At 68.5% G+C, this 15,313-nt stretch carries 15 protein-coding genes and 1 tRNA gene; 8 read left to right on the forward strand and 8 right to left on the reverse strand.

The genetic code is table 11. The features are described from left to right. The first annotated feature begins 89 nt into the window (after positions 1–89). The 3 genes from FPZ54_RS05765 (at position 90) to FPZ54_RS05775 (ending at position 2,203) form a co-directional block, all read left to right on the forward strand. Positions 90–1,388 (forward strand): FAD-dependent oxidoreductase, encoded by a 1,299-nt coding sequence (locus FPZ54_RS05765; protein ID WP_145845656.1) that lies wholly within the window; start codon positions 90–92, stop codon positions 1,386–1,388. A 109-nt stretch (positions 1,389–1,497) separates the two neighbouring features. Continuing rightward, positions 1,498–1,574 (forward strand) — tRNA-Pro (locus FPZ54_RS05770). 179 nt (positions 1,575–1,753) lie between these two features. Further along, on the forward strand, positions 1,754–2,203 hold the full coding sequence (locus tag FPZ54_RS05775) for an SMI1/KNR4 family protein (protein ID WP_186456927.1): 450 nt from the start codon (positions 1,754–1,756) through the stop codon (positions 2,201–2,203). 164 nt (positions 2,204–2,367) lie between these two features. Here FPZ54_RS05775 and FPZ54_RS05780 read toward each other — a convergent pair whose 3' ends face one another. The 4 genes from FPZ54_RS05780 to FPZ54_RS05795 form a co-directional block, all read right to left on the reverse strand. Then, positions 2,368–3,723, reverse strand: a complete 1,356-nt coding sequence (locus tag FPZ54_RS05780; RefSeq protein WP_145845660.1) for an FAD/NAD(P)-binding protein — start codon at positions 3,721–3,723, stop codon at positions 2,368–2,370. 4 nt (positions 3,724–3,727) lie between these two features. Continuing rightward, positions 3,728–3,994 carry a DUF6356 family protein gene (locus FPZ54_RS05785; RefSeq protein ID WP_145845662.1) on the reverse strand — a complete coding sequence of 89 codons (267 nt, stop codon included), beginning with the start codon at positions 3,992–3,994 and terminating at the stop codon, positions 3,728–3,730. A gap of 148 nt (positions 3,995–4,142) precedes the next feature. Beyond that, positions 4,143–4,838 (reverse strand): UTRA domain-containing protein, encoded by a 696-nt coding sequence (locus tag FPZ54_RS05790; protein WP_145845664.1) that lies wholly within the window; start codon positions 4,836–4,838, stop codon positions 4,143–4,145. Beyond that, a complete protein-coding gene (locus FPZ54_RS05795) occupies positions 4,835–6,178 on the reverse strand; it encodes a formimidoylglutamate deiminase (protein WP_145845666.1) in 1,344 nt (447 codons plus the stop codon). Before FPZ54_RS05795 ends, FPZ54_RS05790 begins: the two co-directional genes overlap by 4 nt. 47 nt (positions 6,179–6,225) lie before the next feature. On the opposite strand from FPZ54_RS05795, the gene hutI reads away from it, so the two are divergent. From hutI to FPZ54_RS05820, 5 genes are all read left to right on the forward strand, one after another. Further along, a complete protein-coding gene (gene hutI, locus FPZ54_RS05800; protein ID WP_222428352.1) occupies positions 6,226–7,419 on the forward strand; it encodes an imidazolonepropionase in 1,194 nt (397 codons plus the stop codon). Further along, positions 7,416–8,909, forward strand: coding sequence for a histidine ammonia-lyase (gene hutH / locus FPZ54_RS05805; protein ID WP_145845669.1), 1,494 nt, complete (start codon positions 7,416–7,418; stop codon positions 8,907–8,909). The genes hutI and hutH overlap by 4 nt, the downstream gene beginning before the upstream one ends. A gap of 145 nt (positions 8,910–9,054) precedes the next feature. After that, positions 9,055–9,852, forward strand: a complete 798-nt coding sequence (hutG, locus tag FPZ54_RS05810; protein WP_145845671.1) for an N-formylglutamate deformylase — start codon at positions 9,055–9,057, stop codon at positions 9,850–9,852. Next, positions 9,849–11,504, forward strand: coding sequence for a urocanate hydratase (hutU, locus tag FPZ54_RS05815; RefSeq protein WP_145845672.1), 1,656 nt, complete (start codon positions 9,849–9,851; stop codon positions 11,502–11,504). Before hutG ends, hutU begins: the two co-directional genes overlap by 4 nt. A 351-nt stretch (positions 11,505–11,855) precedes the next feature. Further along, positions 11,856–12,206: a hypothetical protein gene (locus FPZ54_RS05820; RefSeq protein WP_186456928.1), complete on the forward strand. Its 351-nt coding sequence runs from the start codon at positions 11,856–11,858 to the stop codon at positions 12,204–12,206. On the opposite strand, the gene FPZ54_RS05825 is transcribed toward FPZ54_RS05820, so the two are convergent. From FPZ54_RS05825 to FPZ54_RS05840, 4 genes are all read right to left on the reverse strand, one after another. After that, positions 12,188–12,577 (reverse strand): MerC domain-containing protein, encoded by a 390-nt coding sequence (locus FPZ54_RS05825; protein ID WP_145845675.1) that lies wholly within the window; start codon positions 12,575–12,577, stop codon positions 12,188–12,190. The two genes, FPZ54_RS05820 and FPZ54_RS05825, sit on opposite strands and share 19 nt — an antisense overlap. Positions 12,578–12,813: 236 nt before the next feature. After that, positions 12,814–13,692, reverse strand: coding sequence for a type II secretion system minor pseudopilin (locus FPZ54_RS05830; RefSeq protein WP_145845677.1), 879 nt, complete (start codon positions 13,690–13,692; stop codon positions 12,814–12,816). Continuing rightward, positions 13,689–14,258 (reverse strand): type II secretion system protein GspJ, encoded by a 570-nt coding sequence (locus FPZ54_RS05835; protein ID WP_239019729.1) that lies wholly within the window; start codon positions 14,256–14,258, stop codon positions 13,689–13,691. Before FPZ54_RS05835 ends, FPZ54_RS05830 begins: the two co-directional genes overlap by 4 nt. 47 nt (positions 14,259–14,305) lie before the next feature. Further along, positions 14,306–15,307, reverse strand: a complete 1,002-nt coding sequence (locus FPZ54_RS05840; protein WP_239019730.1) for a penicillin-binding protein activator — start codon at positions 15,305–15,307, stop codon at positions 14,306–14,308. Positions 15,308–15,313: the final 6 nt, after the last annotated feature.

Here is a 15,313-nt window from a genome sequence, read left to right on the forward strand (position 1 = left end):
CTCAACCGCGTCGAGTGCCGGGCAAAGCCCCTTTGCCCTTCCCCATTTCCCCGCTAGCCTCCCCCCCCACATCAAAAAAAGGACCGGCTATGCGGCATATCGCGGTGATCGGATCGGGGCCGGCGGGCTATTACACCGCAGAAGCGTGCCAGAAGCAGTTCGGGGAGGATGTCCGGGTCGATATTATCGATCGCCTGCCCGTCCCTTTCGGCCTGATCCGCAGCGGCGTAGCGCCCGATCATCAGTCGATCAAAGGGGTCTCGCGCCGGTACGAGGCGGTGGCGCTGACCGACACGGTCCGCTTCGTCGGTAATGTAACGGTGGGCAGCGACGTCACCATCCCCGAACTGATGGACCTTTATGACGCCGTGGTGCTGGCGACCGGCGCCCCCTCCGACCGGCCGCTGGAGGTTCCAGGCGCCGACCTGCCCGGCGTCACCGGCTCCGCCGCATTCGTCGGCTGGTATAACGGCCATCCCGACTTCGCCGACCTCGCCCCGCCGCTCGAAGGACCCGGTGCAGTGGTGATCGGCAACGGCAATGTCGCGCTCGACGTCGCGCGCATCCTCGCCAAGACGCGCGCCGAGTTCGCCGGATCGGACATCGTCAGCCACGCGCTCGACGCGCTGACGGGATCGGGGATTGAGACGATCACCCTGCTCGGCCGCCGCGGTCCGCATCAGATCGCGATGACGCCCAAGGAGCTTGGCGAACTCGGCGAGCTCCAGCGCGCCGCCCCGGTGGTCGATGCCGCCGATTTCCCCCCCGATCTCGACGATGCTTTGCTCGAGCCCGGCCTGCGCAAATCGGTGACGCATCTGCGCAACTTCGCCGCCGCCAGCGTCGACAAGCCGGTGCACATCGTCTTCGACTTCTTCGCCATGCCGCTGCGGATCGAGGGGGAGGGCCGCGTCGAGCGGGTGATCGTCGAGCGCACCCGGCTGGACGAGCGCGGCGCGGCGGTTGGGACGGGCGAAACCTATGCGATCCCGGCGGGCCTCGTCGTCTCATGCATCGGATACCGCACCCCCCGGATCGAGGGGGTGCCCTATGACGACCGCGCCGGTCGCTTCGCCAATGACGAAGGGCGCGTGCTGCCGGGCCTCTATGCCGTCGGCTGGGCGCGGCGCGGCCCCACCGGCACGATCGGCACCAACCGCCCCGACGGCTTCGCCATCGCCGAAAAGATCGCCGAAGATATCCCGCACGGCACCGGCAAGGGCGGTCGTCCCGCGCTCGATGCGCTGCTCGCATCGCGAAATGTCGATGTCGTCACCTTCCGCGACTGGCAAAAGATCGACGCGGCCGAAATCGCCGCCGCCCGCGCCGATTCCCCGCGTGAGAAGTTTACCAGCGTGACCGAAATGCTCGACGCGCGCGGGGCATAAAAAAGCGCGCAGGGGCGCTTGCAAGGCCGGATTGCGCCGGTTATAGGCCCGCCTCCAAGCGGCGCGGTCTGCCCACCCGGGGCCTTTGACAAGGACTTCGTCGCTCAGTCGGGGAATAGCTCAGCCTGGTAGAGCACTGCCTTCGGGAGGCAGGGGCCGGAGGTTCGAATCCTCTTTCCCCGACCATATTTCACCATATGCTGATGCAGCGGCATCGCGACTAGCGCCCGGTCACCGGCCCCGCCATTCGCGCGCGAAAACGTCGCTGAGCCACTGCTAAAGACCGGATGTCGGGAGCTGGGTGGAAAGCGGACATTCCGCTCTTCCAGGACCCCAACCCGAGGCGCTACATAGGCGAGATGAGCTTGGATCGCTTCATCGCGCTTTGGACACATCCGGATTATGCTCCCGATCCGGTTTCTGAAGGCGAGCTGGAACGCGCCGAGGATCGACTAAACACACGACTACCGACCGATTACCGCACCGCTGTTCTCCAAGCCGGACTGCCGCGCCCAAACATTGAACTACTCGATGCGATCGTTGATCGAGAGCTCGACCTTAGGGACGTGAGCGAGTTCCTCAGTCCGGCGGAGCTTGTGTCTGTCACTCAGGACTGGCGCGCTTTAGGTTTACCTAACGACTTTATTGCCTTCGCTACCGACTGCATGGGCAATCTATTCTGCTTTCCCATAGCTGCTGAAGCTGGGGAACCAGCCCCGGTCATCTTTTTTAATCATGACGACGGGACCGTGGACGTGATCGCTCCGTCATTCGCCCTATGGATCGAGGAGTTCTGCGGAGTGGCGCCGCATTGATGGAACGTCCGCAAGTGGGTCGAGAACGGTCAGGCAGCTATCAAACTCAATAGCTGCCCTTCCCCTTGCAAGCCCGTCCAAATTGCTGGCCGCCTTCGGTCTTCCTCGAAATCGAAATATGCTGTGGATCGTGGCTGAGGCGCCTTCGCCCGAATACGGCAACCCTACAGTCCCTCGCCCCCCACCCAATGCGCGTTGGACAGCCGCCGTGCGACGTCCCAGGTCTGGCGGCGGATGTCGGGGACCGCGACGATTTCCCAGAACGCCCCGCGCGTCATCGGGCCCAGCGCGAACAGCCGCCGGTTCGCAGTCCCGTCCGCGCCGATCACCTCGCCCGCACCATTGACGTCGATCCCCAGATGCGCGGCGTCCGGCCGGATCGCTCCGTCCTCACGCAACGCGACCAGCAACGGATCGTCGGTGCGGTTGAGGTCGCCCAGCGGCCCGGTGCAATTGACCACCCGGCGCACCCGCATCACCGCTTCGCCATGGCTCCCGCGCGGGCGCCAGCGCACCGCGACCGCGCCATCCTGCGCGGCAAAGCCCAGCGTCTTGCCCGCCACGACTTCCAGCTGCCCCCGCGCCTGCATCGCATCCAGCCGGTCGGCCACCTGCGGCGCCAACCGGTGGCGATGCACGTCCCACCAGGGGCGCAGATGGCGCAGGAACCGCCCCCGCTCCGCCTCGCTCGCATTGGCCCACATCGGCTGGGTAAAGGGGCGCAGTTCGTCCACCGCATTGCGCCATCCGATCGCCTCGGCACGCGTCCGCACCCGGCGCACCAGCGCCGACGCCACCGTCGCGGGCCGTTCCTCGATTCGCTGCCAAGCCCCGCCCGCCGCGTGCCGCCGCGGCAGCAGCCCGCGCCGCGACAGCGCGACAATCTTCCCGCCAAAACCCCGCGCCTCCAGCATCAGCGCGACATCGACCATCGTCAGCCCGGTGCCGATCACCAGCACCGTGTCGGCATCGTCCAGCCCGTCGCCGATATCGCCCGCCCATGGATCGCCCTTGTAGAGATCGCCGGGCAACGTCGCCGGATCGAGCCCCGGCGGATCATGCGGCGGCAGATTGCCCACCGCCAGCACCGCCGCGTCGGCCTCCAACTTCTCGCCATCCGCCAACGCCAGCGTCACGCCGTCGACGCGCTCGTCCAGCCGCGTGACCTCGCCACGCCTCACGGTCAGCCGCCCGCCGCTCCCCGCCACCGCCGCGTCGAGCAGTTCGCGCAGATACTCGCCATAGGTCACCCGCGCCGCAAAGGCGTGCGCTGCATCGGCCACCCCGCGCTCCGCGAGCCAGCGCGCGAAATGCCCGGGATCGTCGGGAAAGGCGCTCATATTCCCCGCACGCACATTGAGCACATGGCTGGGATGCGCCGCGCCATAGGCCAGCCCCAGCCCCGGCGCCCCCGCCCGTTCGATCAGCGTCGCGCGCGGACCCTTGTGCCGCAACAGGTTGATCGCCTGCAACGTGCCCGAAAACCCCGCACCGACGATGGCGACATGCTCGATCCGCATATCCTCAAATCTCGTAGTCGAGCTGCCATTCCGGCGCCTCGAATGCAGGTCGCTGCTCGGCAAAGGCCGGCTGGCGCGCCTTCATCGTGCCGTAGAGCGACTTCACGGTATCGCTGGCGGTGCGGATGAACAGCGCGGGCAGGAACGCGTGGACGATGCACGCCAGCCCCCCGATCACCATCCGCACGCCGAACCCGGCCGCCGTCGCGAAATGCTCGGCGTAACTTTCGCCGACATCGCGCGGGTGATCGATGAACAGACGTTTGAACATGCGCTACTCCTAAGGGCAAGCCGTCATCCCCGCGAAAGCGGGGACCCATCTCCAACGCGTTCCTCTAGCCACGCGAGCGCGGTCGACGAACGGACAGGAAGGTGGGCCCCCGCGTTCGCGGGGATGACGATCCTGATTGCGCGACGACCTAGCCACGCGGCGTGAAATCCTCGACCAGCTGGTAATGCTCGCCCGGAAAAATCTGGCGCGCGAACGTCACCGGCGCCTTGCCGCGCCAGGTCCAGCGCTCGACCTGCAAACAGGCCGCGCCCTCGGCCAGCTTCAGCCGCCCCGCCGCTTCCGCACTCGCCCCCACCGCCGCGATCCGGTGCCGCGCATCGGTCCAGGGAACATGGGCGAGCAACCAGCTGCCCGGCGCGGTCGCGGAGAAGTCCGCCTCCGCCGCTTCGGGCGCGGCCGCCAGGTCCAGCCAGCGCTCCTCCCAGCCGAATGGCGCGCGCCCGGCATGATGCACGCCCGTCAGCACCAGCCAGCCGCTGCCAGAGCCCCGCACCGGAAATCCCGGCGGCGCGCGACGGTGCAGGTTCACCGTCAGCAATTCCCAGCGATAGACCTCGCCCCGCCCCGCGATCAGCGCGGCGATATCGGGCACCCCCACCACGGGCGCGCGGATCGACGGCGGCGCGACGAAGCTCCCCGCACGCCGCTTGCGCTCGATCAACCCTTCGCGCGCCAGGCGGCTGAGCGCCTTGTTCGCCGTCGCGCGGGCGCAGCGATAGGCCTCCATCAGCTCATGCTCGGTCGGTACGCGCGTGCCCGGCGCCCATTCGCCCGAGCGGATGCGCCCCTCGATCTCGCCCCGGATGCGCGCCTCGATGCTCATGCCAGCAGATCCTTCAGCGCCACGCCATAGCGCGCCTCGATCGCCGCGCGGTACCGGTGCCGCCCACCCTCGACCTGCTTCACGCCCCCGCGCCACACGCAGTCGACCGGGCGGCGGCTGGCAAAGATCCAGCTGTCGATCAGCGCATCTCCCGACCGGCCTCCGAATGCGGGATCGCTGCGATCGAGCGACACGATATCCGCCTGACGCCCGACCGCTAGGCCCGTCTCGACCCCCAGCGATCGCCCGCCCCCCGCCACCGCCGCCGCGAACAGCCGCGCGCCGGTCGCCGGTCGCGCATCGCTCGCCAGCAGGTTCCGGCCCCGTCGCGACAGGCGCTGGCCATATTCGAGCAACCGCAACTCCTCCGCCGCATCGATCCGCACGTTGGAATCGCTACCGACCCCGAACGCCCCGTTCGCCGCCAGATAGTCGATGGCGGGGAACAGGCCATCCCCCAGATTGGCCTCGGTAATCGGGCACAATCCGGCCACCGCGCCCCGCGCCGCGATGTCGGCAATCTCGTCCGCGTCGACATGCGTCGCATGGATCAGCGTCCAGCGCGCATCGACCGGCGCGGCGTCGAGCAGCCAGCGGACCGGACGCCGCCCGCTCCACGCCACGCAATCCTCCACTTCCTTCACCTGTTCGGCGCTATGGATATGCACCGGCCCGCCCTTTGCGATGGGCAACAAAGCACTCAGCTCTTCCGGCGTCACCGCGCGCAGGCTGTGCGGCGCGATGCCGATCACGCCATTCCGTGGCAGCTTCGCCCGCGCCCGCTCGACCAGATCGGCAAAGCCATCAACGTCGTTGACGAACCGCGCCTGTGCCGCCCCCGGCGCCTGCCCGCCGAACCCACCATGCGCGTAGAAAACCGGCAACAGCGTCAGCCCGATCCCCGCCGTCTCCGCCGCCGCCGCGATCCGACCGCTCATCTCGGCGGGGTCGGCATAGCGCGACCCGTCGGGCGCGTGGTGGAGATAGTGAAACTCGCCGACCCGCGTGAACCCGCTTTCCAGCATCTCGGCATAGGCCAGCGCGGCGATCGCCTCGCAATGCTCCGGCCCGATCCGCCGCACGAAGCGGTACATCAACTCGCGCCACGACCAGAAATCGTCGCCCTGGCCCCCGCGCGCCTCGGTCAGCCCCGCCATCGCACGCTGAAAGGCGTGACTGTGCAGATTGGGCAGGCCCGGCAGCGCAGCGAAATGCAGCTCGTCCTGCGGCGCCGGATCGACCCCCGTCTCGACCGCGGCGATCCGCCCACCCGCAAGCGTCAGCCGGATGCGCTCCGCCCAGCCAGTCTCCAGCAACGCAGTCTCGAACCAAAGCGCCATGCCGAATATGTCTAGACATAATGGCCGCACTGTCCAACACTAAACGCATGGCGACTCCTGCGGACAAACTCTGGCGCAACGCCCGCCTCGCGACGATGACCGGCGACGGGCTAGGCGTCGTCGAGCAGGGCGCCGTCGCGGCGACCGGCAATACGATCAGCTATGTCGGCCCCGCCACCGACGCTCCCGATGCGGCCGAGATCATCGATTGCGGAGGCCGCTGGATCACCCCCGGCCTGATCGACTGCCACACCCATCTCGTCCACGCAGGCAGCCGCGCAAAGGAGTTCGAGGCGCGGCTCGAGGGCGCGACCTATGAAGAGATCGCACGCGCCGGCGGCGGCATCCTCTCAACCGTCACCGCCACCCGCGCCGCGAGCGAAGACGATCTGATCGCCACCGCCCTCCCCCGCCTCGACCAGTTCATCGCCGAAGGCGTTACCACGGTCGAGATCAAGTCCGGCTACGGCCTCACCCTCGAAGACGAACTCAAGATGCTCCGCGCTGCCCGCCGCCTCGGCGAGGTCCGCGACGTCCGTGTCCGCACCACATTGCTCGCCGCCCACGCAGTCCCCCCAGAGTATAAGGGCGATGCCGAGGGCTATGTCGACCTCGTCTGCCAAACCATCATCCCCGCCGCCGTCGGCGTCGCCGACGCCGTCGACGCCTTTTGCGAGGGCATCGGCTTCACCGCGCAGCAGACCGACCGTGTCCTCGCCGCTGCGGTCGCTCACGGCCTGCCGGTCAAGCTCCACGCCGAACAGCTGTCCAATCTCTCCGGCGCCACGCTCGCCGCCCGCCACGGCGCCCTCTCCGCCGATCATCTCGAGCATCTCGACGCTGCCGGGATCGCGGCAATGGCCGCGAACGGCACCGTCGCCACGCTCCTCCCCGGCGCCTTCTACTTCACGCGCGAGGAACGCCGCCCGCCGGTACAGGCGCTACGCGACGCAAACGTGCCCATCGCAATCGCCACCGATTGCAACCCCGGCACCTCGCCGATGGCGTCGCTCCTGCTCGCCGCGAACATGGGCGCGACCTTCTTCCGCCTCACCGTGGCCGAATGCCTGCGCGGCATCACCCTCAACGCCGCCCGCGCGCTGGGCGCGCACGCCCGGATCGGCAGCCTCGAACAAGGCAAGGCGGCGGACCTCGCCATCTGGAACATCGCCGACCCGGCCGAGCTGGTCTACCGCATCGCCGCCAACCCCCTTCATGCACGAGTGTACGCAGGTCTATGATCGTCCCCGGCAACACGCCCCTCAGCACGTGGAACGCCATCTATCGCGGCGAACCCGCCCCGCTCGACCCGTCATGCCATGACAAGGTCGCCGCCAGCGCCCAGGCGGTGCAGGACATTCTCGCCCGGCACGAGCCCGTCTATGGCATCAACACCGGCTTCGGTAAGCTCGCCAGCGTCCGCATCGGCGACGACGATCTCGAAACGCTCCAGCGCAACATCGTCCTCAGCCACGCCGCAGGCGTCGGCGATCCGATGCCCGCCCCCATCGTCCGCCTGATGATAGCGCTCAAGCTCGCCAGCCTCGCGCAGGGCCATTCAGGCGTGAAGCCCGAGACGATCGCGATGCTTCAGGACATGCTCGATCGCGGCATAACCCCGATCATCCCGGCACAGGGATCGGTCGGCGCCAGCGGCGATCTCGCCCCGCTCGCCCATCTCGCCGCCGCGATGATCGGCGTGGGAGAGGTCGAAATGGGCCCGCGCCGCATCCCCGCGCGCACGATGCTGGGCGGCCTGACGCTCGGCCCCAAGGAAGGGCTCGCCCTCCTCAACGGCACCCAGTTCAGCACCGCCTATGCCCTTGCCGCCCTGTTCGAGACCGAGAAGCTGTTCCGCGCCGCGCTCGTCACCGGCGCGCTGTCCACCGAAGCGGCAAAAGGCTCCGACACCCCCTTCGACCCCCGCATCCACGCGGTGCGCGGCCATCCCGGGCAGATCGAGGTCGCCGCAGCGCTCGCGGGCCTGATGGAGGGGTCCGCCATCCGCGCCTCGCACCGCGAGGGCGACGAGCGGGTGCAGGACCCCTATTGCCTGCGCTGCCAGCCGCAGGTGATGGGCGCCTGCCTCACGCTGATCCGTCAGGCCGCCGACACGCTTGCCGTCGAGGCGAACGGAGTCACCGACAACCCCCTCATCTTCACCGATACGGGTGAAGCCCTCTCCGGCGGCAACTTCCACGCCGAACCCGTCGCCTTCGCCGCCGACATGCTCGCGCTGGCGATCTGCGAGATCGGCAGCCTCGCCGAGCGCCGCATCGCCATGCTCGTCGATCCCGCCTGCTCGGGCCTTCCCGCCTTCCTCACGCCGCGCCCCGGCCTCAACTCGGGCTTCATGATCCCCCAGGTCACTGCCGCCGCCCTGGTCAGCGAGAACAAGCAGCGCGCGCACCCCGCCAGCGTCGACTCCATCCCGACCAGCGCCAATCAGGAGGATCATGTCTCGATGGCGGGCCATGGCGCGCGCCGCCTGCTCGACATGACCGCGAACCTCGCCAACATCCTCGGCATCGAATATCTCGCCGCCGTGCAGGGCTGCGACTTCCACGCCCCGCTCGCCTCCAGCGCCCCGCTCGAAGCCGCCCGCGCGCTGCTGCGCGAACAGGTCCCGCATCTGGAGGACGACCGCTACTTCGCCCCCGACATGGCGCTGGCGACCGCACTCGTCACCAGCGGCGCGCTGGGCGAAGGCCTGCCGGGGGTGGAAGCATGAGGGCCGAGCACTTCCTTAGCCCCTCCCCTTCAGGGGAGGGGTTGGGGTGGGGCCTATCCTTTTGGCAATCGGGCTCGGTGAGACTGATACGCCCCACCCCCAACCCCTCCCCTGAAGGGGAGGGGCCTAGAAGGGTGCGCCTCCCATGATCGTCACCGTCCGCAACGATGGCCCGCTGATCGTCAGCATCCCCCATGCCGGCCTCGAAATCCCGGAGGATATCGCCCCCGCGCTGATCTCCCCCGCCCGCGCACGCCACGACGCCGATCTCTATGTCGACCAGCTCTACGCCTTCGCCTTCAAGCTGGGCGCGACGCTGATCCGCACCACCACCTCGCGCACGGTGATCGACGTCAACCGCGATCCCAGCGGCCAGACGCTTTATCCAGGCCAGTTCACCACCGGCCTGTGCCCGCGTGTCACCTTCGACGGCGACCCGCTCTATCATCCGGGCCAGGAACCCGACGAAACCGAGATCGCCCGCCGCCGCGCCGCCTGGTTCGACCCCTATCACGCGGCCCTCACCGCCGAGATCGATCGCCTGCGCGACCTCCACCCGGCCATCGTCCTCTACGAAGCGCATTCGATCCGCAGCGTGGTGCCCAAATTGTTCGACGGCCGCCTGCCCGAATTTAACATCGGCACCAACAGCGGCCAGTCCTGCGCCCCCGAACTCGCGCACTCCATCGCCGCGATCTGCGCCGAACAGCAGCGCAGCCACGTCATCGACGGCCGCTTCAAGGGGGGCTGGACCACGCGCAATTACGGCGAGCCCGATAAGGGCGTCCACGCCATCCAGATGGAGCTGGCGATGCGCACCTATCTCACCGAGGTCCCCGCCGCCGACTGGCCCCCGCGTTACGACGACCTCCACGCCGCACAGGCTCAGGCGACCCTCCGCCCGATCCTCTCCGCCGCTATCGACTTCGCGAGAACCCAATGACCCGCACCGACAACAGCCGCCGTATCAAGGCACCGACCGGCACCCAGCTGTCCGCCAAGAGCTGGCTCACTGAAGCCCCGCTGCGGATGCTGATGAACAATCTCGATGCGGACGTCGCCGAGGCGCCCGAAAGCCTCGTGGTCTATGGCGGCATCGGTCGCGCCGCGCGCGACTGGGCGAGCTATGACAAGATCGTCGAAACGCTCCGCCGCCTCGACGACGATGAAACCCTGCTCGTCCAGTCGGGCAAACCCGTCGGCGTATTTCGCACGCACGAGAACGCCCCGCGCGTCCTGATCGCCAACTCCAACCTCGTCCCGCATTGGGCGACCTGGGAGCATTTCCACGAGCTCGATCGCAAGGGGCTGGCAATGTACGGCCAGATGACCGCCGGATCGTGGATTTATATCGGCACTCAGGGCATCGTTCAGGGCACCTACGAAACCTTTGTCGAGGCCGGGCGCCAGCATTATGGCGGCGACCTGTCGGGCAAGTGGATCCTGACCGCCGGGCTTGGCGGCATGGGCGGCGCGCAGCCGCTCGCGGCGACGATGGCGGGCGCGTCATGCCTCGCGATCGAATGCCAGCCCAGCCGGATCGAGATGCGCCTCAAGACCCGCTATCTCGACCGCAGCGCGACCAGCATCGACGAAGCGCTCGACATCATCCGCACCAGCGAAACCCCGGTCTCGGTCGGCCTGCTCGGCAACGCCGCCGAGATCCTGCCCGAACTGGTGAAGCGCGGCATCCGCCCCGACATGGTGACCGACCAGACCAGCGCGCACGATCCGATCAACGGCTACCTCCCCGCCGGCTGGACGCTGGACGACTGGTTCACCAAACGCGAAACCGCCCCGCACGAGGTCGAAGCCGCCGCCCGCGCGTCGATGGCCACCCATGTCCGCGCAATGCTCGCGTTCGAGGAAATGGGCGTACCCACCTTCGATTACGGCAACAATATCCGTCAGGTCGCCAAGGACGCAGGCGTCGCCAACGCCTTCGCCTTCCCCGGCTTCGTCCCCGCCTATATCCGCCCGCTCTTCTGCCGCGGCATCGGCCCGTTCCGCTGGGCCGCGCTGTCGGGCAATCCCGAGGATATCTACAAGACCGATGCGAAGGTGAAGGAACTGCTACCCGGCAACCACCACCTCCACAACTGGCTCGACATGGCGCGCCATCGGATCGCCTTCCAGGGCCTGCCCGCGCGCATCTGCTGGGTCGGCCTTGGCGACCGCCACCGCCTCGCGCTCGCCTTCAACGAGATGGTGGCATCGGGCGAACTCGAAGCCCCCATCGTCATCGGCCGCGACCATCTCGACAGCGGATCGGTCGCCAGCCCCAACCGCGAGACCGAGGCGATGCGCGACGGCTCCGACGCGGTCAGCGACTGGCCCCTGCTCAACGCCCTGCTCAACACCGCCAGCGGCGCCACCTGGGTATCGCTCCACCATGGCGGCGGCGTCGGCATGGGCTATTCGCAGCACTCCGGCATGGTCATCGTCGCCGACGGCACCCCCGAAGCGGCCAAGCGGCTGGAGCGCGTGCTGTGGAACGACCCCGCGACCGGCGTGATGCGCCACGCCGATGCGGGCTACGAGATCGCCAAGACCTGCGCCGCGGAAATGGGGTTGGACCTGCCGGGGATCCGATAGCCCCTCCCCTTCAGGGGAGGGGTTGGGGTGGAGCAGCCAAGTCTCACCGAGCCCGACGCAACAAATCCTCCCCGGCACGGGGAGGGGGACCGCGCCTGAAGGGCGCGGTGGAGGGGGCCCGAGGCAAGGGAACCCGATGCCTCGAGCCCCCTCCAATTCGCCACATGCGCCCGGGCCAGCAACAGACTCCTTCTTCGTCATCCCGGCCCTGTGCCGGGGTCCACCAACCCGCACACCCCGAACCCAAAGCCTCTTGCCCCACGCCTGCCGACGGGTGGATCCCGGAACAAGTCCGGGATGACGGACGTGCGGCAAAGCCACCCGTTGCGTGGCATCGCCCAATGGTGAAGAATGATGCCAATGCACGTCACAATCCTGGAAGGCCTCACGCCGATCGGCACCGCGTTTCTGAACGCGCTCGACCCAGCGATGGGGATCGCAATGGGAAAGTTCGAGCCAACCTCGGCCTATGTCCCGGATCGCCACGCGAACATGGTCGATGGCGACTATATCGCAGACCGGAGCGAGACTTTGCGGGTGGAGAGGACAGACGGGATTAGCATAGTTTGTCGTGCGATTTCGATTCAGGACTGGTCCGAGCTGGGTGAGCGAGAGCTACACCTTCTCGAAATCTCCGAACCCTCGTATGAAGCGCTTGTCGGCGAACACTCGGCCTTTCGAGCCTATTGGGGAAAAGACTGAAGCGGTCGCCGCCCCCGCCAGTTCGCCACATGCGCCCCGGCAAGCAACAAGCTCCCCGCCACCGTCACGCCCGTCTCGACCGCCGCCCAGTCCTCGAACGCCAGCCCCGCCGCCAGTAGCAACAGCCCGGAAATCCCGGCGAACAGCGGCGCCACGGCGCGATGCCGCCGCCATCCCTCCATCAGCGCAAACGCACTCGTCGGCACCGCGAACGCCAGCACGCCAAGATGAAAGCCCTCGCCCAGATCAAGCCGCCCCGCCAGCGCGGGCAGCCCCGCGATCAGCAGCGGCAGGACAAGGCAATGGACCAGGCACAGCGCCGACGCGCCGACCGCAAACCCGTCGAACCACCGCGCTATACTCATCCGCATCCACGCACACTCCATCGCTCGCGGCGCAGATGATACTTTATATCATCAATTGCAAGGGGCGACCGGGCAAAACCAGCCTTGCAATGTTGGAATTCAACTGATGCAATGCAGAACTCGGCAGTCCGAACGGCCGCCCGCTCTTTGAACCGGTCGATCCATCTGCAATTGCGGCAATGCGCGCGTTCGATCGCGGAACTTCCACCCCCGCCGAACCCGCCGATAGTGTAAAGCCAGTGTCAACTTCGGACCGCGAACGCCGGAGCCTCGGGCGGCACCGCCGCGTTGCGCCAGCGTGCCACCGGCACCGTCTCAACCCCGTTCTCCACCGTCCACCGCCGCTGGATCAGCGTTGCGCCCTGTTGCGCGGTGTCGCCGATCGTCGCGCGTACCCGCACCCAGAAGGTGCTGGACCTGAACCCCGTCCCCGGCGGCTGACTGATCTTCAGGTCGGAAAGGTCGCGCAGCGTCACCTGCCCGTTGCGCTTGCGGATCGCGACCAGCCGCTGCGCCGCGACCGGATCGTCGAACAGGAACGCCAGCAACTCCTCGTCCGCCGCATTCAGGTTGATCGTCGTCTTGCCGGGCAAAGCCGTGACCATCCGCTCCAGCCGCGCGATCGCCGCCGGATCGGCACCGGGCAACAGGCGGATCGGGCGGATATCGGTCACCGGCCCCTGGCTGCGGACATAGGCGATCGCCTCGACCGTCTGCTGCTCGTCCAGCCCGGCGATCGCCGCCAGCTTCTGGAACAGGATCACCGGCACCGCGTCGCCGCTGCGCAGCGAATTGACGTTGAACCGCCCCTCGGCGTCGCTCACCGCGAGGTCGAACGTTCCGCCGTCGATCGCCGCCCCGCTCGCCCCGATCGATGCCCAGGCTTCGCCCGCATGATCGACGTCCGGCGCCGCCAGTGCGTCGCGCTGCAACGCCGCAATGGCGGACAGCTCGCCGCCGCGCACGATCGCCGCCGCCCGCGCCGCCTCCCGACTGCGCAGGGCGCGGTCGAGCGCCAGTTCCTCACGCCCGATCATCAGCAGCACCAGCCCGCTCGCGATCGCGACGAACATCAGCACGTTGATCAGGATCATGCCCTGCTCGTCGTCGCGCCGCGTCATGGCGTGTCATCCTCGGGCCGGACCGGCAGCGCGACGACCCGGCGCAGGCTCCCCTGCGGCCCGCGCGCACCGGTCACCTGCATCTCGACCTGCACCGCGCGCGGCCACTCCGCCTTGCGCTCCTCGCTCGGCGGCCAGCGGTCGATCCAGCGTTGCCCGTCCAGAAAGCGCCAGCGCACCCCCGTCACCCCGTCGATCAGCAGCTGCGGCTGCGGCGCCGCGCGCACCAGCGCCCCGCCCGCCGCCTGATAGCGCAGCGGCACCGGCGTTCCGCCCATCCCCGCCGCGATCCGGGTAAAGGCGATCCCGGCGCCCCCGCCGCTCACCTCACCCCGCGCAATCTGGTCGAGGTCGCTCTGGATCACGAACATCGCGCGCTGCAGCGTCGCGGTGCGGTCGAGCCGCCCTTCGGTGCGCGCCTGCACCCCCATCACGCTCTCGAGCAGCGCCAGGCCCGCAACCGCGATCAGCGCGAACAGGCCGAGCGAGATGATGAGTTCGAGAAGGGTGAATCCCGCGTCATTCGTTGGGGTTCGGCACCGGCCCGCTCCCCCACAGGATATCAAAGCTGGCTGGCCCGGTGGCGGAGCGGGCCGATGCCGCTCACCGTCGTTCACGCCCCCAGGCTCACCGCAACAGGCTCATAGCCTTGTGGACCCGCGACCAGGATCGACAGCTCGCGCGCCACGCTGCCATCGCTGCGGAACCGCACATTGCCGGTCACGCACGGATAATTTGTCTCCGCCAGCAACGCCGTCTCGTCCAACGATCCCTTGGCGCGCAGGATCTTGACGATCCCGCCGGCGTCATAGGCCAGCGCCGACAGGGCCCCCGGCGTTCCTCCATGCCGCGAGCGAAACTCGCCCGCAAAGCGTCCGAACGCCGCCGGATCGGGGCTGGCGATCCACGCCCCGTCCAGCGCCTCGAGCGATGCGGGGCGATGGTCCAGCGCCTGCACCGTGCCGAGCAGCTGAATGCCCGTCGCCTTCAGGTTCCGCGCCGCCGCCAGCACCGCCGCGCCGCTGCCGGGCAGCAGCACCGCGTCGGGCGCGTCCCCGGCCTCCGGCAAAGGCTGGCCGTCGGTCACCGTCAGCACCCGGACGTCGATCCCGATCTCGCCCTGCGCCTTCCCCGCCGCCAGCGCCGCTGCCGCGCTCCACGGCGAGGTATCATCGATCACCACGATGCTCCGGACCCCGCGCGACCGGGCATAGCGCAGGATCGCGCTGGTCACCTGTGCCGGGGTGATGCCGAACACGAAGCTGCCCGGCGCGCCCACCACCGCATTGTTGGTAAAGGCGATCACCGGCACCCGCCGCGCGACCTCGGCGCTCACCGCCGTCAGCTCCTCCGCCGTCACCGGCCCCAGGATCATCGCAGCTTTGGCCTTCAACGCATTGCGCGCCGCCAGCACCGCCCCCTCGGGCGTCCCGCCGGTGTCGTAGGCGGTGAGTTCCGGCCCAGAATCCGCGAGCAACACCGCCTGCCTCATGCTAAGGCCCAGCGCGGCGCGCGGCCCGCTCAGCGGCAGCAGCAACGCCACCGGCCGCTTGTCACGCTTGACCTTGTCGGCCGCGAAGACGGAGGAACTTGCGAGCAATGCCGACGGCGCCATCAACCC

The organism is Sphingomonas suaedae, assembly GCF_007833215.1.
GTDB lineage: Bacteria > Pseudomonadota > Alphaproteobacteria > Sphingomonadales > Sphingomonadaceae > Sphingomonas > Sphingomonas suaedae.